General features: G+C 65.9%; 14 protein-coding genes. 6 read left to right on the top strand and 8 right to left on the bottom strand.

Annotation, left to right across the window (positions count from 1 at the left end; all coding sequences use genetic code 11):
- The 5 genes from TSO5_RS27430 to TSO5_RS27410 all read right to left on the bottom strand — a co-directional run bounded on the left by TSO5_RS27430 (nt 1) and on the right by TSO5_RS27410 (nt 7,708).
- The gene (locus TSO5_RS27430) at nt 1–381 is read right to left on the bottom strand and encodes a response regulator (protein ID WP_109154581.1); all 381 of its coding nucleotides are present in this window, start codon (nt 379–381) and stop codon (nt 1–3) included.
- Nucleotides 374–1,945 carry an ATP-binding protein gene (locus tag TSO5_RS27425; RefSeq protein ID WP_109154580.1) on the bottom strand — a complete coding sequence of 524 codons (1,572 nt, stop codon included), beginning with the start codon at nt 1,943–1,945 and terminating at the stop codon, nt 374–376. The genes TSO5_RS27430 and TSO5_RS27425 overlap by 8 nt, the downstream gene beginning before the upstream one ends.
- Before the next feature lie 193 nt (nt 1,946–2,138).
- Nucleotides 2,139–3,746 carry a peptide chain release factor 3 gene (locus TSO5_RS27420; RefSeq protein WP_085089362.1) on the bottom strand — a complete coding sequence of 536 codons (1,608 nt, stop codon included), beginning with the start codon at nt 3,744–3,746 and terminating at the stop codon, nt 2,139–2,141.
- 144 nt (nt 3,747–3,890) lie between these two features.
- On the bottom strand, nt 3,891–4,931 hold the full coding sequence (locus TSO5_RS27415) for an aspartate-semialdehyde dehydrogenase (RefSeq protein WP_109075713.1): 1,041 nt from the start codon (nt 4,929–4,931) through the stop codon (nt 3,891–3,893).
- A gap of 278 nt (nt 4,932–5,209) precedes the next feature.
- The gene (locus TSO5_RS27410; RefSeq protein ID WP_109154579.1) at nt 5,210–7,708 is read right to left on the bottom strand and encodes a glycogen/starch/alpha-glucan phosphorylase; all 2,499 of its coding nucleotides are present in this window, start codon (nt 7,706–7,708) and stop codon (nt 5,210–5,212) included.
- Nucleotides 7,709–7,887: 179 nt separating this feature from the next.
- Between TSO5_RS27410 and TSO5_RS27405 the strand changes: the two genes are divergently transcribed.
- Nucleotides 7,888–8,397: an N-acetyltransferase gene (locus TSO5_RS27405; RefSeq protein ID WP_109154578.1), complete on the top strand. Its 510-nt coding sequence runs from the start codon at nt 7,888–7,890 to the stop codon at nt 8,395–8,397.
- A gap of 467 nt (nt 8,398–8,864) precedes the next feature.
- Nucleotides 8,865–9,338: a sigma-70 family RNA polymerase sigma factor gene (locus TSO5_RS27400; protein ID WP_085089358.1), complete on the top strand. Its 474-nt coding sequence runs from the start codon at nt 8,865–8,867 to the stop codon at nt 9,336–9,338.
- A gap of 134 nt (nt 9,339–9,472) precedes the next feature.
- Here the strand turns inward: TSO5_RS27400 and TSO5_RS27395 are convergent, their stop codons facing one another.
- Nucleotides 9,473–10,333 carry an SDR family oxidoreductase gene (locus TSO5_RS27395; protein ID WP_109154577.1) on the bottom strand — a complete coding sequence of 287 codons (861 nt, stop codon included), beginning with the start codon at nt 10,331–10,333 and terminating at the stop codon, nt 9,473–9,475.
- Between the two features lie 351 nt (nt 10,334–10,684).
- On the opposite strand from TSO5_RS27395, the gene TSO5_RS27390 reads away from it, so the two are divergent.
- Both TSO5_RS27390 and TSO5_RS27385 read left to right on the top strand, forming a co-directional pair.
- Nucleotides 10,685–10,909: a zf-HC2 domain-containing protein gene (locus TSO5_RS27390; RefSeq protein ID WP_109154576.1), complete on the top strand. Its 225-nt coding sequence runs from the start codon at nt 10,685–10,687 to the stop codon at nt 10,907–10,909.
- 106 nt (nt 10,910–11,015) lie between these two features.
- On the top strand, nt 11,016–12,506 hold the full coding sequence (locus tag TSO5_RS27385) for a hypothetical protein (RefSeq protein ID WP_109154575.1): 1,491 nt from the start codon (nt 11,016–11,018) through the stop codon (nt 12,504–12,506).
- 15 nt (nt 12,507–12,521) lie between these two features.
- On the opposite strand, the gene TSO5_RS27380 is transcribed toward TSO5_RS27385, so the two are convergent.
- On the bottom strand, nt 12,522–13,877 hold the full coding sequence (locus tag TSO5_RS27380) for a tetratricopeptide repeat protein (RefSeq protein WP_109154574.1): 1,356 nt from the start codon (nt 13,875–13,877) through the stop codon (nt 12,522–12,524).
- Nucleotides 13,878–14,465: 588 nt separating this feature from the next.
- Here TSO5_RS27380 and TSO5_RS27375 point away from each other — a divergent pair.
- Both TSO5_RS27375 and rlmJ read left to right on the top strand, forming a co-directional pair.
- Nucleotides 14,466–15,149: a transglycosylase SLT domain-containing protein gene (locus TSO5_RS27375; RefSeq protein ID WP_109154573.1), complete on the top strand. Its 684-nt coding sequence runs from the start codon at nt 14,466–14,468 to the stop codon at nt 15,147–15,149.
- A 70-nt stretch (nt 15,150–15,219) separates the two neighbouring features.
- On the top strand, nt 15,220–16,062 hold the full coding sequence (gene rlmJ, locus TSO5_RS27370) for a 23S rRNA (adenine(2030)-N(6))-methyltransferase RlmJ (protein ID WP_109154572.1): 843 nt from the start codon (nt 15,220–15,222) through the stop codon (nt 16,060–16,062).
- A gap of 118 nt (nt 16,063–16,180) precedes the next feature.
- Here rlmJ and TSO5_RS27365 read toward each other — a convergent pair whose 3' ends face one another.
- Nucleotides 16,181–16,843 (bottom strand): phasin family protein, encoded by a 663-nt coding sequence (locus TSO5_RS27365; RefSeq protein ID WP_109154571.1) that lies wholly within the window; start codon nt 16,841–16,843, stop codon nt 16,181–16,183.
- Nucleotides 16,844–17,062 lie beyond the last annotated feature (219 nt).

Here is a 17,062-nt window from a genome sequence, read left to right as displayed (position 1 = left end):
TCACGCCTCCTGCGGCAGACCCAGCATGCGATGCAGCGTGTTGCAGATGGTGCGCGGATTCACGGGCTTGCTGAAGATCTCCAGCGGCTTCCAGCGCTCGTGTTTCAGGTCGCTGTCCTGGGTCAGGTAACCGGTCATCACCACCACCGGCAGGGTGGCATCCCGTTCGCGGATTTCCCGGATCAGCGTCTGGCCGTCCATGCGCGGCATACGAAGGTCGGTGACCAAAGCGTGCACCCGCTCATTGGCGTAGCGCTCCAGCGCCTCCACGCCATTGGCGGCGACAGTCACGCGGAAGCCCTTGAAGGTCAGGAAATCCTCCAGCGCCATCGCCGCCAGCACCTCGTCCTCCGCGATCAGGATGTGCAACGGATCAGGCATGCGAGAACTCCCTGTCGGATGAGGAGACCGGCTGGCTCGGCAGGGTGATGCTGAAGCGGACGCCGCGGCTTCCGTCCTCCATCTCAACGTTGCGGGCTTCGATCCGTCCGCCCATGCCGTCGATGATGCCGTAGCCGATCGACAGGCCAAGGCCGGATCCCTTCCCGACTTCCTTGGTGGTGAAGAAGGGATCGAAGATCTGCGGCAACACCGTGGGGTCGATGCCGCCGCCGTCGTCGGTCACCTGGATGACCACGCTCTGACTGTCCGGGTCGTCGCCGACTGCCACCATGATGCGTCCCGCCTTCCCACCATTTGCACGAAGCGCGACGATAGCATCGCGCGCGTTCGAAAAAAGGTTGAGTATCACCTGCTCCAATTCAAGGGGGCGTCCGGTTACCGGCAGTTGCGCCGAGCCTGCGCTTTCGACGATCTCGATGTCTTCCAGCGCATATTGATGGCGCACAAGCTCGACAGCACTCTGCACGCAATTGGCGGGTTGGAAGGCCCGCATGCCGCCGCCATCCCGCCGGCCGAAGGTGCGGACATGATCGATCAGCTTGCCCATGCGTTCGGTCTGCTCGATCACCAGTTTCAAGGCCTTTTCGGCACGGGCCGGTTCGAGCAGATTTTCCTGCAGGCGGTTCAGGGTGTTTTCGGTCCAAAGCCGGATGACGTTCAGCGGCTGGCTCATCTCGTGCGCCATACCGGCGGCCAGCGTGCCCAGCGTCGCCAGCTTGGAGGTCTGGACCACCTCCTCCTGCAGGCGTTTGCGCTCGGTCACGTCACGGCCGCTGCCCAGGATCTGGATCACCCGTCCGGCGGCGTCCTTCACCGGCACCAGTATGGTGTGGAAGACGCGCTGACCGGCCGGCATGTCCAGCGTTTCTTCGTAATCAATGGTCTTACCGCTATCGCGGCAGGCGGTGTACCGGGGAATTACCAGATTGGCCAACTCCGGCGCCACAGCATCCCGGACACGGCGGTCACGCAATTGCTCAGGGTCCAGGCCGCCGATCCGCGCCAGCGCCGGGTTGATCGCCTCGTAGGCGAAATCACCGTCCGGAAGGACCTGGACGATGAACAGCGCCTCGGCCAGATTGTTGAAGAAGCCGGAATAGCGGGTTTCCATCTCCCGCCGTGTCGCCACCTCCAGCGCCAACGCCCGGTTGCTGGCCTCCAGTTCACGTGGGCTGGGCAGGGCCAGCAGGCGCGGCATCAGCCACCAGAGTGCCCCCGCCGTCGCCAGCGAGGCCAAGGCGGTGATGAACTTCACCAGCCCTTCCAGCACATAGTCGGGAGTCCATAGCGTCCAGACCGACAGGAAATGGGTGGTGCCGCAGGCGATGATGAACAGCGCGAACAGCAGCGCCACCCAACCGAAGGCCACGTCGCGGCGCCGCATGACGAAATAGGTCAGCGCCACCGGGATGGAGAAATAGGACAGGCCGATCAGAATGTCGGACCCGACATGCAGCATCAGGATATCGGGGCGCCAGAGCAGGCAGACCCCATGGGGTATGAACCCGCCGCTATCCAGAAGCTCGTCCAATCCCGTTGCCATGTCCGCCTCTTTTCCGACCATACCCGTCCGACGGAGGCCATCACTTAAGTGTCGAAACCATCACACGCACCCGCACAAGGTCCGCCACCGGACCGACGCCGTCAAGCCGTCAGTCCGGTTGGAAAGCCCTTGCAGGTTTTTCTCTTGAAAGGACGCCCGCCCGCGCCAACGGGTGTATGGGCGGGCGTCGATATCATGCGGCCGTGTGGACCTTGCGGTTCTGCTCACGGGTCTTCAGGAAGCGCAGCGCCGGGAAATCCTCCTGCGCGCGGTTCAGGTGCCAGGCATTGCGGGCCAGGAACACCAGGGCGCCGTCATGGTCCTCCGCCAGCGCCGAGCGGTTCAGCTCGATGAACTTCTCCAACTGGACCTTGTCGTCGGTCTCGACCCAGCGGGCAGCGTCCAGCCCGGCACCCTCGAATCGGGCGGCGATGCCGTATTCCGCCTCGATGCGCGAAGCCAAAACCTCGAACTGCAGCTGGCCGACGACACCGACGACCCAGTCGGCACCGGTCAGCGGCTTGAACACCTGGGAGGCGCCCTCTTCGGCGAAATGCTCCAGTGCCTTGCGCAGGTGCTTCACCCGCATCGGATCGTCCGGGCGGACGCGCTGCAGCAGTTCCGGCGCGAAGCTGGGCACGCCGGTGAAGCGCAGATCCTCGCCCTCCGTCAGCGTGTCGCCGATGCGCAAGGATCCGTGGTTGGGGATGCCCATGATGTCGCCGGGCCACGCCTCTTCCGCCACCTCGCGGTCGCGGGCCAGGAACAGCACGGCGTTGTTCACCGCCATCAGCTTGCCCGAGCGGATGTGCTTCAGCTTGGCGCCCCGCTTGTAGCGGCCGGAGCAGAGGCGGACGAAGGCGATGCGGTCGCGGTGGTTCGGGTCCATGTTGGCCTGGACCTTGAACACGAAGCCGGTGACCTTCTCCTCGTCCGGCTGGACGGTGCGCGGATCGGCGGGCTGCGGACGCGGCGGCGGGGCGTTCTCCGCCAGACCGGACAGCAGCTCGCGCACGCCGAAATTGTTGATGGCGGAGCCGAAATAGATCGGCGTCAGATGGCCGGCGCGATAGGCCTCCAGATCGAAGGCCGGCATCAGGCCGCGCGCCATCTCGACCTCTTCGCGCAGCTTGGCGACGGCGTGGGCGGGCAGCAACTCGTCCAGACGGGGATCGTCCAGCCCATTGCACTCGATGCCCTCGTCGATCTCGTCGCCCTTGCTGCGGTCCATCAGGATCAGCCGGTCGCGGATCAGGTCGTAGCAGCCGAGGAAGTCGCGGCCCATGCCGATCGGCCAGCTGGCCGGCGTGACCTCCAGCGCCAGGGCGCTCTCGATCTCCGAGATCAGGTCGAAGGGATCGCGCGCCTCGCGGTCCATCTTGTTGCAGAAGGTCATGATCGGCACGTCGCGCAGACGGCAGACCTCGAACAGCTTCAGCGTCTGCGCCTCGATGCCCTTCGCGCCGTCGATCACCATCACCGCACTGTCGACCGCGGTCAGCGTGCGATAGGTGTCCTCCGAGAAGTCCTCGTGGCCCGGCGTGTCGAGCAGGTTGAAGGTACGCCCGTCGAAATCGAAGGTCATGACGGAGGCGGTCACCGAGATGCCGCGCTCGCGCTCCACCTTCATCCAGTCCGACTTGGCGCGCCGCTGCTCGCCGCGCGCCTTGACGGCACCGGCCATCTGGATGGCGCCGCCGAACAGCAGCAGCTTTTCCGTGAGCGTGGTCTTACCGGCGTCGGGGTGCGCGATGATGGCGAAGGTCCGACGGCGGGAGACGGCGTCCTGAAGTTCGGACATGCGCGAAGTCCCGTGACAAGAGAAGGTGATCGTGAGAACGGCGAAAGGGCCGACAGGCGAAATACGCCCATCGGCCCCCGTCGCATTACATAGCAGTGCCGGCCCCTGGATTCCAGATCCTTGGGTCCGGCCTTGCTCTGGACCTTACAGAGCCAGCTCGGCGATCTGCACCGCGTTCAGAGCGGCGCCCTTCAGCAGCTGGTCGCCGCAGACGAACAGGTCGAGGCCATGATCGCCGAACACCAGGTTGGTGCGGATGCGGCCGACTTCGACGTCATACTGGCCGGTGGCGTTCAGCGGCATCGGGTAGGCACCGTTGGCCGGATCGTCCACCACCTTCACGCCGGCGGCATCGGCCAGGACGGCGCGGGCGGCGTCGGGCGTGACCGGCTGGATCGTCTCCAGCGTAATGGCCTCGGAATGGGCGCGGTAGGTCGGGATGCGGACGGCGGTGCAGCTGACCAGCAGGTCCGGGACCTCCATGATCTTCCGCGTCTCCCACGTAACCTTCATCTCCTCCTTCGTATAGCCGTTCTCCTGGAAGGCATCGATCTGGGGGATCAGGTTGAAGGGGATCGGGTGGCGGAACACGCTGTTGGTGACCGGCTTGCCGTCCAACTGGTTGCGCGTCTGCTCCTCCAGCTCGGCCATGCCTTCGGCACCGGCGCCGCTAGTGGCCTGATAGGTGGAGACGATGGCGCGCTTGATGCCGAAGGCCTTGTGCAGCGGCCCGAGGGCCACGACGGCGATGGCCGTGGTGCAGTTCGGGTTGGCGATCAGGCGCGAGCCGGCGGCATACGCCTCGCGGAAGACGTGGGCGTTGATTTCCGGAACGATCAGCGGGATGTCGGCGTCGTAGCGGAAGGCCGAGCTGTTGTCGATCACCAGCGCGCCGGCCGATGCCAGATCCTTGGCGTGCGCCTTGGCAAAGTCGCCCGAGACCGCCAGCAGGACAACGTCATAGCCCTTCACCACCGCGGCGTCGAAGGCCTGCAGGGTCAGGGCGCCATAGGGGGTCTCCTGCACCTTGCCGGCGGAACGCTCGGAGGCGAACAGGCCAAGTTCGGCGACCGGGAAGTTGCGGTCGTGCAGGACCTTGACCATCTCGCGGCCGACGGCGCCGGTGGCGCCGACCACGGCGACGCGGAGGGACTTGGAAGAAGCGGAGGCGTTGTTGCTGCTCATGGCGGGGTTCCGTCCTGTCTATCGCACTGTTGATCGGACCGGCCTATCGGTCGTTCGGACAGCGGACCCCGGATACGACGAGGCCCCGTCCGTTGTCCGGCGGGGCCTGCCTCGTGGAAGAAACGCTGGTCGATCCGATCAGCACACACCACGCCGCTGCCCGCCGAAGCGAGTCGCTTTTTTGGTCGTAGTGGTGGTGATGGCCGTGCGGTTCATGGGGCCTTCTTATCCGAATGCGCAGGCATTGTAAAGCGCCTGCGCATTCGCCCTTTCGGAAATTACCGGAACCCCTCGCCGTCATGGCTCGGGTGTACCGGGTGTACGTCCCAGATCTCCTGGGCGTACTCGTTGACCGTACGGTCGGACGAGAACCATCCCATGTTGGCAGTGTTCAGGATCGCCTTGCGGGTCCATTCCTCCGGATCGCGGTACAGCTCCATCGCCGCGTCCTGCGCCCGGCAATAGTCGGCGAAGTCCGCCGTCACCAGGAAATGGTCGCCGCCGTCGGTCAGCGCCTGGACGATCGGGTGGTAGCGGTTGCGGTCGTCCGGCGAGAAGGCACCGGTGGAGATCATGTCGAGCGCCCGCTTCAGGCTGGGGTTCGACGCGATCACATCGCGCGGGTTGAAGCCGCCGCTGGCGCGCAGGTCGTTCACCTCCTCCGCGGTCATGCCGAAGATGAAGATGTTGTCCGGCCCGACATGCTCGCGGATCTCGACGTTGGCGCCGTCCAGCGTGCCGATGGTCAGGGCGCCGTTCAGCGCCAGCTTCATATTGCCGGTGCCCGACGCCTCCATGCCGGCGGTTGAGATCTGCTCCGACAGGTCGGCGGCCGGGATGATGATCTCCGCCGCGGTGACGTTGTAGTTCGGCAGCAGCACGATCTTCAGGTTGTCGTGCACCGACGGGTCGTGGTTCACCACCTTGGCGACGTCGTTGATCAGTTTGATGATCAGCTTGGCCATGTGGTAGGACGGCGCCGCCTTGCCGGCGAACACCTTGGTCACCGGGACCCAGCTGACCGTCGGGTTGTCGCGCATCTCGTTGTAGAGCGCGATGGTGTGCAGCACGTTCAGAAGCTGGCGCTTGTACTCGTGCATGCGCTTGACCTGCACGTCGAAGATGCTGTCGACCAGCACCTCCTCGCCGGTCTGGCGGGCGATGTAGGCGGCCAGACGCTTCTTGTTCTTGCGCTTGGCCCGGCGGAATTCCTCGCGGAACACCACATCGTCGGCCTTCTCGCGCAGGGCCGCGATCTGCGACAGGTCGGAGACCCAGCCCTCGCCGATGCGGGTGGTGATCAGCTCCGACAGGGCCGGGTTGGCCTGCTTCAACCAGCGGCGCGGGGTGATGCCGTTGGTCTTGTTGTTGATGCGGTCCGGGAATTCCTCGTGGAAGTCGGCGAACACCGTCTGCTTCATCAACTCGGTGTGCAGCGCCGACACGCCGTTGACCTTGTGCGAGCCGAGAAAGGCGAGATTGCCCATGCGGACCCGGCGTTCGCCGCGCTCGTCGATCAGCGACAGGCGCGACAGCCTGGCGTTGTCGCCGTCTGCCTTGGCCTTGGTCCGGTTCAGGAACTTGGCGTTGATCTCGTAGATGATCTGCATGTGGCGCGGCAGCACCCGCTCGATCATCCGCACCGGCCAGGCTTCCAGCGCCTCGGGCAGCAGGGTGTGGTTGGTATAGGCGAAGGTGGCGCGGGTGATTTCCCACGCATCGTCCCAGCGCAGGGCGTGCTGATCGACCAGCAGGCGCATCAGTTCGGCGATGCCGATGGCCGGGTGGGTATCGTTCAGCTGGATCGCCGCCTTGTTGGGCAGATTGTCGAAGGTGGAGTGATGCTGCAGATAGCGGCGCAGGATGTCCTGCAGCGAGGCCGACGTGAAGAAATACTCCTGCTTCAGCCGCAGTTCCTTGCCGGTCTCCGTCGCGTCGTTGGGATATAGGACGCGGCTGAGGTTCTCCGACAGGATCTTCTGCTCGACCGCCTTCATATAGGCGCCGTCGTTGAAGTGGCCGAAGTTGAAGTCGCGGGTGGCGCGGGCCGACCACAGGCGCAGCGTGTTGATCGTCTCCCCGCCGAAGCCGACGACCGGCGTGTCATAGGCCATCGCCAGCACGCGGTCGGCATCGACCCAGCGATAGGCGCGCTCGCCGACGCTGTCGCGGAACTCCTCGACGCGGCCATAGAACTGGACCGGGTACAGCACCTCCGGACGGGCGAACTCCCACGGGTTGCCGAATTGCAGCCACTGCTCGGGATATTCGACCTGCCAGCCATTCTCGAAGCGCTGCTCGAACAGGCCGAACTCGTAGCGGATGCCGTAGCCGTAGCCGGGCAGCCCCTGCGAGGCCATGCTGTCGAGGAAGCAGGCGGCGAGACGGCCGAGGCCGCCGTTGCCCAGCGCCGCGTCGGGCTCGGCATCGACCACGTCGTCCATCGACAGGCCGAGGCGGTCGAGCGCCTGACGGCATTCGTCCATGATGCCCAGGTTCGACAGGCTGTTGGTCAGCAGCCGCCCGATCAGAAATTCCAGGGACAGGTAGTAAACGCGCTTGGCGTCTTCCTGGTAATAGCTGCGGGTCGTGTCCATCCAGCGGTCGACGACGCGGTCGCGAACTGCCAGCGCCACGGTGTGGAACCAGTCGCGGCGCGTGGCGGCGCGTGCATCCTTGCCGACCGAATAGACCAGCCATTCCAGGAACGACCGTTTGAGGCCATCGACATCAAGGCTGCGGCGTTCGATGTCGCGAGATTTAAACCGAGCGTCCATGTCCTGACTTTCTGCGTGAAAGGCCTATAGGAGCGGGCGGCTGGAAATACGGCGCTCCAATCATGGCGGAAGTGTCTGCCCTGTTGGTTAAGCAAAGCTTTCCCCAGATGGAACGCACCGTCGTTTCGCTGTGGTAAAAGGGAGTAGGCTGTCGTCCCCTCCCCTTTTTCCCGTCAACGATGCTTCACGAATCCGATCCTGTCCACTGCGATGCAGCATGCATCCGCATCCGCCACGCCGAATTGGCCGACATAGCCGCGCTGCTGGCGATCGAGGAGCGAAGCTTCCCGACCGACCGGATGACGCAGCGCAACTTCCGTTATGCGATCCGGAAGGCAAAAGGTGTGGTGCTGGTGGCATACCGCCAAGTGCCGAATATGGAGGGGCCGCCACTTGCCTATGGGGTGGTCGGCTTCCATGCCGGCACGCGCTTCGCCCGCCTGACCTCCTTCGCGGTGGCGCCGGGCAACCGGGGCCAGGGGATCGGCCGCCGCCTGCTGGCGGCGCTGGAAGAAGCCGCGGCCGCCCATGGCTGCGTCGGCATCAGGCTGGAGGTGCGGGCGGACAATGCCGCCGCCATCGCGCTCTATATCGCGGCCGGCTATCGGCGCTTCGCGGAATATCCCGATTACTACGAGGATGGAATGGCGGCGCTTCGCCTAGAAAAGCCTCTGTTTTCCAACGACTGAGTGTTGCAGCGGCGCACCGGCGGGCGCGTTCGATGGTGGTAAGCCCGGCAAGCGGAGACGGGACCGGAATCTCCGCGATCTGCCACCGATGTCACTCTTTCCGGATCCTGCGGTGGAACATCCGCGGCGGACGGCGCGTTTAGCTCCCGACACGATCAACGACGGGCAACAACGGGACCGCCTCAATGACGCCACCGCCGACCGGATCGTTCCGCAACACCCCCCAGGGACCGCCGACCCGCACCGGATGACGGGCCGGGCCGGAAGCGCTCTGGAGACGACCGCCAGGGCACACTGAGCGCTCAAGACCGCAAAGACACTGTCAGCCCTTCGAACCGGTGGCGCCGCCATTGCGCGCCGGAAAGCCCAATGCCGTCCCCGCCCTGCGCCCCGCCCATACCGCGAAGGGCGCTGCCGGTCACCCGGCCGGCGGGAGACGTACACAGACCGTGGAGGAAGGAAAGACCATGGCGTACTCGTTCGAAAACGAACTGATCCGCTGCATGCCGAACCTGCAGCGCTATGCCTGCAAGCTGACCCGTGACGCCAACGCCGCAGAGGACCTGCTGCAGGATTGCCTGGCCCGCGCCCTATCGCGCCAGCATCGTTTCGAACCCGGCACGAATATGCAGGCGTGGCTGACCACCATGCTGAAGAACCTGCATTTCAACAACCTGCAGCGTGACCGCCATGTGACGAAGGTGGAGCTGTGGGACGGCGCCATGTCGGTCGACGCGGCGCAGATGTCGCGTCTGGTCTTCCGCGATGTTGACCGCGCCTTTTCCTCCCTCACCCCCAGCCAGCGCAAGGTCGTGAAGCTGGTCGCCATCGAGGGGCGTCCCTATCAGGAAGCGGCCGAGACGTTGAACGTGTCGATCGGCACCATCCGTTCCCGCCTGTGCCGTGCGCGGGAGCGGCTGAACAACCTGATGACCGCCTGATTCGACTCCTTTCCTGATGGCCCGCCGGCCAGCTTCGAACACTCCACGAATGAAAAGCCCCCGTGCACTCTGCACGGGGGCTTTTCGCATGGGTCCGACCTTGTGCGGGCTGCCCTTCCGGTCAGCCAGTCCGCTCAGCCGTTCACCACCGTGCCGCCGTTCGGGTGCAGCACCTGCCCCGACATATAAGAAGAGTCATCGGATGCCAGGAACACATAGGACGGCGCCACCTCGTCCGGCTGGCCGGCCCGCTTCATCGGCACATTGCCGCCGAAGTTCTCGACCTTCTTCTCGTCGAAAGTGGAGGGGATCAGCGGGGTCCAGATCGGACCGGGAGCCACCGCGTTGACGCGGATGCCGCGGTCGCTCAGGGCCATCGACAGCGACCGGGTGAAGGCGACGATGGCGCCCTTGGTCGCCGAATAGTCCAGCAGTTCCGGACTGCCCTTGTAGGCGGTGACTGAGGTGGTGTTGATGATGCTGGCACCCTCGTGCATGTGCGGCAGGGCGGCCTTCACCATATAGAATTGTCCGAAGATGTTGGTGCGGAAAGTCCGCTCCAGCTGCTCGGCGGTGATGTCCTCAATCGACTTCTGCGGATGCTGTTCGGCTGCGTTGTTGATCAGGATGTCGAGGCGGCCATGCTCGCCGACGATGCGCTCCACCGCCTTTCTGCAGGTTTCCTCACTGCCGACGTCGCCGCTCAGGATGGTGCAGGGCTGGCCCTCGGCTTCCACCAGCCGGCGGGTCTCGCGGGCATCGTCGTCCTCGTTCAGGTACAGGATGCCGACCTTGGCGCCTTCGCGCGCGTACAGCACGGCGATGGCCCGGCCGATGCCGCTGTCGCCGCCGGTGATCAACGCCACCTTGTCGCGCAGCTTGCCGCTGCCGCGGTAGGAGGGACGCGTTTCCGACGGCTGCGGAGTCATGGGTGCCTGACGGCCCGGCTGCGTGTCCTGGTGCTGCGGCGGCTGCCTGCTCTCCTGTTGCGCCATAGGCATTCTCCTTCTTCGGCAACCCTGTCGGAACACTGTGGGGGTGAGTTGCACAATCACAACAGTCCCCATTGCGCGGCGTTCCGCACCAACGGAAACCGGAACAATCGGCTGCACCGCCCTGTTACTTGGCCGGGCGACGCGAAAGAGGATGGCAGTGCCGGTTTGCTCGCCTCGAAAGTGAGCAGTGATCGCGCCGTTTGTCGGACTGGTATGGCTGAGGATCATGCCCATAAGATGGGGTAGGCGTCCTTTAGGCCAAGCTTTCCGGGAACGGCGGGGCCACCGGACGTGTCACGGTTGATCGTGTCCCAGGGGAGAACCCCGGCGACCCATCCGGGAACGACAGAGATGAAGCGTGTGACGATGACCGATATCAACGCCTATCTGGACGGCGCCCTGGACGAGCGGGAGCGCGCAGAATTCGAAAGCGTGGTCGAGAGCGATCCCGACGCAAAGGCGCTGCTCGCCCAGCATCGCCAGCATGTGGAGGAGCTTCATCGCCTGTACGACCCGGTCCTGAACGAACAGGTGCCGCCCCGAATGCTGGAGCTGTTGCGCAAGCGGAACGGCTGACCGTACGTCTCGGAGCGCGATATTTTTTCGCCGTCCGGCGTCCCCTTGCGCTATTGCATGCGGCAGGCCCATCTTTGGGGGAAGGGCCGGTTCGGACGGATGAAGCATGGCGCCGAGACGAGCGGAACCGAGCATCCTGCTTGGTCCCATCCTGTATTTCCGTGGTGAGCAGCGCGACCGTTGGTGGCTGTCGGCGCTGTTCGTTCTGGATGGGGAGGTTGAGCCCGACGATCTGCGGGTGGACGGCGTCACCCTGCCCGTCCCGCCGCGCCACCTGACGCACTGGCGCCACCGCCAGCTCTGGCGATTCGATTTCGCCGTCCCCCGCGGCATGCGCGACACCGACGTCACCTACGGCTTTCCCGACGGCCCCCGCTGGACCGTAGTTGTTCCGGGTCGTCATTCACTCCCACGTATAGCCATTCTTCACGGAAGCGGAATGACCGGCGGTGGCGATCCGGAGGCCGAAGGCCCGACCGGCGCGTCACCGGCCCTCTGGTCCGATCTGCTGTCCCGGCAGTCCGCCGATCGCTATCACCTGATGGTCCAGGCCGGCGGGCAGATCGACGGCGATGCCGTGACGGCCGCCGCTCCCCAGGCGAATGGCCTGCTATCCGATGTCTCCCGCCGGCTTGGCCCCCCACTGCCCGGCGTGGCGGAAGAGCTGATGGCCGCCGGCTTCGACCGCATGCTGCGGACCTGGAGCGGTGCCGCCGTGGCCTCGGCGCTGGCGTCGATCCCCTCGGTGATGGTGTGGGACGGCAGCGATCTCGGCCGGCTGCTGGCCGGCGCCTGGGGCAGCCGAGAGGAGGGCGACGCCGCCTCGCGCAGCCTGCGCCCGCTGTTCGCGGCGACCCGCCGGCAGGTCCAGCTTTTCCAGACCGGTTCCGTCGCCGACAGCCCGCCCGACTGCCTGTGGGGATCGGCGTGCGGAACACTGGCCCAAGGCTTCACCATGGGCGAAGTCGGATTGCTGACGCTCGACAACTGGAGCGACCGCAACGGCCGGCGCATGCTGTCGGAACGGGGCTGGAGCATGCTGCCGGACTGGCTCGACCGCTTTGCCGCCTGTCGTCACCTGATCCTGGTCAGCGGCGGGCCGCTGCTGACCCCGGCCGCCGCTTTGCTCGACCGGCTGGGCGGCGTGCTCCCTTCCCGGCTGCGCGGCCGGTTCGGCGATCACTGGGCGGCACCCGGACGCCATGCCGAATGGGAGCGGATGGTCCGGACGTTGGCCGATTTCTCCCGGCGCAGCGGCTGCCGCATCACAGTCGCCTCGCGGGGAATCGCCGGTGGAGCGGCGGCGCGGGGCGTGCTGCGCGGTGGCGGACTGGAGATGTGGCAGCTTTACGCGCCGCACTTCACCAAGTCCGCCTCCCCGGCGGCGGGATGGAAGTCGCGGCTGGCGGAGCCGCTGGCGACCCGCCCTGACCATCCCCTGCCCGCCCACCGGTTCGAGATGCCGCCCTTCGCAGAGGGCGGGCGACGCCTGCTGTATGGTTCCGGCTGGATTGCCTGCAGCTTCGACACCAAGGGGCAACTGCATGCACGCTGGTGCCTGCCCGGTGATACCGGCCGCTATACGCAGGCGATCTGACCCGCAACCGGATCGCTACCACGCCGTCCGTTCCACCACGAACAGGAGGCCTGGCACGGGGATACCCTTTTCCCGTCGCGGGCTGCAGGGTTCCATCAGGCGGATGAGGAAGCCGGCCGCTTCCGCCGTCATGCGCACATAATGTTCGGCATGGGCATAACGGCGGGTCGCGCCGAGCACGAAAGACTCGCCCGTAAGCGAGGCAGCTTCGCCCGGCAGGCGTTCCACGGTGGCGGCGAAACGGCCTCCCGGCGGAAGGGCGCGGGCTGCCGCCGCGAAGACGGGGGCGAGGTCGCCGATATAGACCAGCACGTCGGCGGCGACCAGCAGGTCCCAGCCGCCAGGCGCCCGCTCCATCGCCTCAACGACGTCTCCGACGGTCAGTTCGTCATAAAGTCGGCGTTGCCGCGCCTTCTCGACCATCCGCGGCGATAGATCGACTCCGGCGAGCCGGGAGGCCAGCGGCTTGAAGGCGACACCCGCCAGTCCGGTGCCACAACCGAGATCGAGGATGCGCAACCCCGCAGCGCCGGGCGCGACGCGGTCCACCGCCGACCGCAGCAGTTCGGGTGCCGCGTAGCCGAGCTTGCCCACCAGATCCTGGTCGAAGCGATCGGCATAGCGGTCGAACAGGGCACGGACATAGGAGGCGGACAGGTCGGCACCTTCCCCGGCCTCCAGCGCCGCGATCAGGCGTTCGACAGCTGCCGCCTCGTCCCCTTCGGCGATTCCTGCAGCGTGGCGCAGCGCGGTCAGCGCCTTGGCCGGTTCGCGCAGGGCAAGCCAGCTGCGGCCCAGCGCGTGATGGACGGACGCATCATCCTCAAGCCGTCGAGCCAGCGGCTGAAGCAGTTCAACCGCCGCCAGCGCATCCCCCGACAAAGCCAGCGCATCCGCCAGCGCGAGGACGGCGTCGCGGTCGTTGGGGCGCAGCGCCACCGCCTCCCGGTACTCCTCCAGCGCCTCCTCTTGGCGGCCGGCCGCACCGAGGCAGCGGGCTAGTCCGAGTCGTGCCTGTGCCGAATCGCTCCGTTCCGCCGCAAGGGACTGGAACAACGCGTGTGCAGCATCGGTATCACCGCACTGCCGCAGGGCATCGGCCAACATCAGCCGCCAGCCCCAATTGCCCGGTTCCAAAGTGACTGCGCGCCGGAAACAAGCCGCCGCCTGCCCTGCAGCATCGGTCCCGCCGCCGGCTTCCGCCAGTGCGGACCATGCCTCCGCATGGGTGGGGTCGACTGCGACACCGGCGCGAAATGCGCGGGCGGCTCCGGCATTATCCCCCGCGTAGAGCCGGTCGTAACCGAACCGGAACATTTGATCGAGATTGTAGATTTGCGGCTCGTCGCCGATGGAGGGATCCGCGGACACGGATGGAGTTCCTCTGATCGCGGGCTTCGACCAGGGGAATGCCGCCGGCCCGGATAGCCCGCCTCCGCTCGCCATCGGGCCGTCCCGGGCGTCGCTGCGGCACCGACTTGGCCCAGGGAACCGAGTCCAGGGAAACAGGGCGGCGGAGTTTACTGCCCCAACATGCTGCGCCGCGCAAGGGGGGCGTGAAAATCCTTCCGAAGTGTGATTCGGGCGACACGCGGTCGCAGTAGCCCTTTTTTTGTCCCCCATCCGAAGGGTCAAGATAGGCAGCGGTACCACCCCAATCGATTTTGCCAGCAAATGTGGCGATTCAATGGCTTATGAACCTAACCGAAGCGCCTAAGCCGTCCGTTCGGCGAGCCTGAGTGACATCTGACGGACGAAAGCTGTGGTATTACCAGGGCGCAAGCGGGTTGACGATGGATCAAATTTTTGGAAGTGTTGCCGCGGCGCCCAATCGGGAGGCGCTGAACATCTGGGTAGGAGGCGGTCGCCGTAAGCGACTCGGTGACCGGAACAACGGCCCCGCGCGGGGGGTCAAACAGCCGCCGTACAAGACGGGGCGACAGCAGAAGGAGATTTGGGATGCGGAAACGAAATCAGCGCGTAGGCGCCACAACGTGTGGACGCTTCGCACTGGCTGCGGGACTGCTGACGGCTCCCCTGGTGGCGCTCTCCGTTTCCGGAACCGCCCAGGCCCAGACCGTTTCGAAGGAAAGCTGCGTCACCCACGCCGTGGAGGCCGAACAGAAGCTCGGCATTCCCTCCGGCATGCTGGTGGCCATAGCTCTGGTCGAAAGCGGCCAGGACGGCACTCCCCACCCCTTCGCCATGAGCGTGCAGGGCCGTCCCTACTACGCCCGCAACGTCAGTGACGCCGCCCGCCACCTGCGCGATCACCGTGGCCAGCTTCGCTCCAACACCTATGTCGGCTGCATGCAGCTGTCGGTCGCTACCCACCGTGGCGAGTTCCAGCCGCTGGAGAAGATCGTCGAGCCGCGCGACAACGTGTTCTACGCCGGCCAGCTTCTCGTCCGCTTCCATGGCGAGGAAGGCAACTGGAAGACCGCGCTGGCCCGCTACAACGGCAGCTCCGGCCGTCGCGCTCAGGCCTATGTCTGCAAGATCTGGCAGAGCCTGGGCGAACTGGACACGCAGAGCGCCAAGCTGCTGGCCTCTTCCCGCTGCGAGGACACCGATCCCGTCAGCGTCGCCCCGCGCACTCGCCGCAGCTTCCACAACGCGCAGCAGGTCGCGGCGATCAACTGATCCGTCCGCCGACCGGCCTCGCCGGCAAGAGCGCTGGCGCCGCGTTGCGTGATCGGGTAAACCCCGACGCATGAACTACCGCCACATCTTCCACGCCGGCAACCCGGCCGACGTGATGAAGCACGCCGTGCTGGCGCTGATCCTGGATCATCTGCGCGCCAAACCGACGCCTTTCTGCGTGCTGGACACCCATGCCGGCATCGGCCGTTACGACCTGACCTCCGAGGCGGCCCGCAAGACCGGTGAGAGCGACGAGGGCATCGGCCGGCTGTTCGGCCATCCCCTGCCGCATCCGGCGCTGGCCCCCTATCTGGATGCCGTCCAGGCGCTGAACCCCGACGGCGCCCTGCGCTGGTATCCCGGTTCGCCGCGAATAGCCCGCGCCGCGCTGCGCCCGCAGGATCGCATGGTGCTGGTCGAACTGCACCCCGACGACGCCGTCAGCCTGAAGGCGGAGTTCGCCGGCGACCGCTCCGTCGCCGTCCACCAGTCCGATGCCTATACCGCGCTGAAGGCCCATCTGCCGCCCAAGGAGAAGCGTGGGCTGGTCCTGATCGATCCGCCCTTCGAGCAGCCCGACGAGTTCGCCCGCATGGCGGAGGGGCTGGCGCAGGCGCACCGCCGCTGGTCCACCGGCATCTTCGCCCTGTGGTATCCGATCAAGGAGCGCGCGGCGGTCTGGCGGTTCCAGGATGCGGTGGAGAAGACCGGCATCCCGAAGGTGCTGATCGCCGAACTGACCTGGCATCCCGAAGACACCCATCTCCGGCTGAACGGCTCCGGCCTGCTGATCGTCAATCCGCCCTGGAAGCTCGACGAGACGCTGAAGGAGATGCTGCCGGCCCTGCACGACGCCCTGCCCTCCACCGGCGGCGGGGCCGCGGTGAGCTGGCTCACGCCTGAAGCGCCATAGCCGGCGGGCTGGCGGCGTATATCCGGCGCAGAAAAAACCCCGGTCCTTGCGGGCCGGGGTTCAGTCAGGATGGAGATCGTTCGTTATCGATGGCGTGCCGGTGCAGTCGGCCAGGTCTTCAGAAGCGGCGCTCCGTCTGCTGCGCCGCACCTTCCAGACGGGCGTTCAGCTTGCCCATCGCCGTGTTCGCGGTGTTCGCCGACATCTCCGAGATCTTGACACTGCGGCTGAGGACCATCTGCATGCTTTCCTTCAGCATGCGGCTCTGCGCCGCGTAGAAATCGGGGATGGTCCGGCTGCGCATCAGCGCGTTCATTCCCTCGGCATTGCGTGAGGCGACGTCCTGCGCCAGCCCCATCCATTCGCGCCAGGCATTCTGCCAGCCGTCGGCCAGAACGCTGCCGCACTGGACCATGACGTCCATGGTTTCGCGGGTTTGGCTGGCGACCGCGCCCTGCGCTTCCTTCGACAGGCCCAGCGCGCGCTGGAGCTGCTCGGTCGTGCGGCCGGCGACATCGGAGGCCTTGTTCATCATGGTGCCGGCGGTCTCAGCGCTGCGGCGGGTCATGTCGGCACCCGCCCCCATTGCCTTCTGACCAGCGTTCAGGCTGGCATCGGCGGCCTCCCGGCCGGTCTCTGCCACGTTCTCACCCATCGAGCGGGCGGCATCGGCGGCGCGGCGGGTGGTGGCCTCACCGGCGCGCGTCATGTCCTCCACCGTGCCTTTTGCCCGGTCAGCGGTTTCACGCGCGCTGGTCGTGGTATCCTTGTCCATAGCCATGCGGGATGCTCCTCGAATACGTTCGTCCGGGTGGACGCCTCTTCCCAAAGCTCGCGTCGGTCATTTTGCTGCACCGCCGCATGCGTTGAGACCTATAACACCCAGAAAGCAAAACGTTCCAGGACGCAAAATAATAACCGCACACCCGTTCTTTCGGGGTATGCGGTATTTTGCAACCTTAGTGTCTTATGAACGAAACCATCCTTAAAATGTTTGCTG

Source organism: Azospirillum sp. TSO5 (assembly GCF_003116065.1).
Taxonomy (GTDB): Bacteria; Pseudomonadota; Alphaproteobacteria; order Azospirillales; family Azospirillaceae; genus Azospirillum.
This window is presented reverse-complemented; position numbering and strand designations above follow the sequence as displayed.

Coding starts and splice junctions, on each gene's coding strand:
- TSO5_RS27430 (WP_109154581.1), bottom strand. CDS start 381: ATGCCTGATCCGTTGCACATCCTGATCGCGGAGGACGAGGTGCTGGCG.
- TSO5_RS27425 (WP_109154580.1), bottom strand. CDS start 1,945: ATGGCAACGGGATTGGACGAGCTTCTGGATAGCGGCGGGTTCATACCC.
- TSO5_RS27420 (WP_085089362.1), bottom strand. CDS start 3,746: ATGTCCGAACTTCAGGACGCCGTCTCCCGCCGTCGGACCTTCGCCATC.
- TSO5_RS27415 (WP_109075713.1), bottom strand. CDS start 4,931: ATGAGCAGCAACAACGCCTCCGCTTCTTCCAAGTCCCTCCGCGTCGCC.
- TSO5_RS27410 (WP_109154579.1), bottom strand. CDS start 7,708: ATGGACGCTCGGTTTAAATCTCGCGACATCGAACGCCGCAGCCTTGAT.
- TSO5_RS27405 (WP_109154578.1), top strand. CDS start 7,888: ATGCTTCACGAATCCGATCCTGTCCACTGCGATGCAGCATGCATCCGC.
- TSO5_RS27400 (WP_085089358.1), top strand. CDS start 8,865: ATGGCGTACTCGTTCGAAAACGAACTGATCCGCTGCATGCCGAACCTG.
- TSO5_RS27395 (WP_109154577.1), bottom strand. CDS start 10,333: ATGGCGCAACAGGAGAGCAGGCAGCCGCCGCAGCACCAGGACACGCAG.
- TSO5_RS27390 (WP_109154576.1), top strand. CDS start 10,685: ATGAAGCGTGTGACGATGACCGATATCAACGCCTATCTGGACGGCGCC.
- TSO5_RS27385 (WP_109154575.1), top strand. CDS start 11,016: ATGGCGCCGAGACGAGCGGAACCGAGCATCCTGCTTGGTCCCATCCTG.
- TSO5_RS27375 (WP_109154573.1), top strand. CDS start 14,466: ATGCGGAAACGAAATCAGCGCGTAGGCGCCACAACGTGTGGACGCTTC.
- rlmJ (WP_109154572.1), top strand. CDS start 15,220: ATGAACTACCGCCACATCTTCCACGCCGGCAACCCGGCCGACGTGATG.
- TSO5_RS27365 (WP_109154571.1), bottom strand. CDS start 16,843: ATGGCTATGGACAAGGATACCACGACCAGCGCGCGTGAAACCGCTGAC.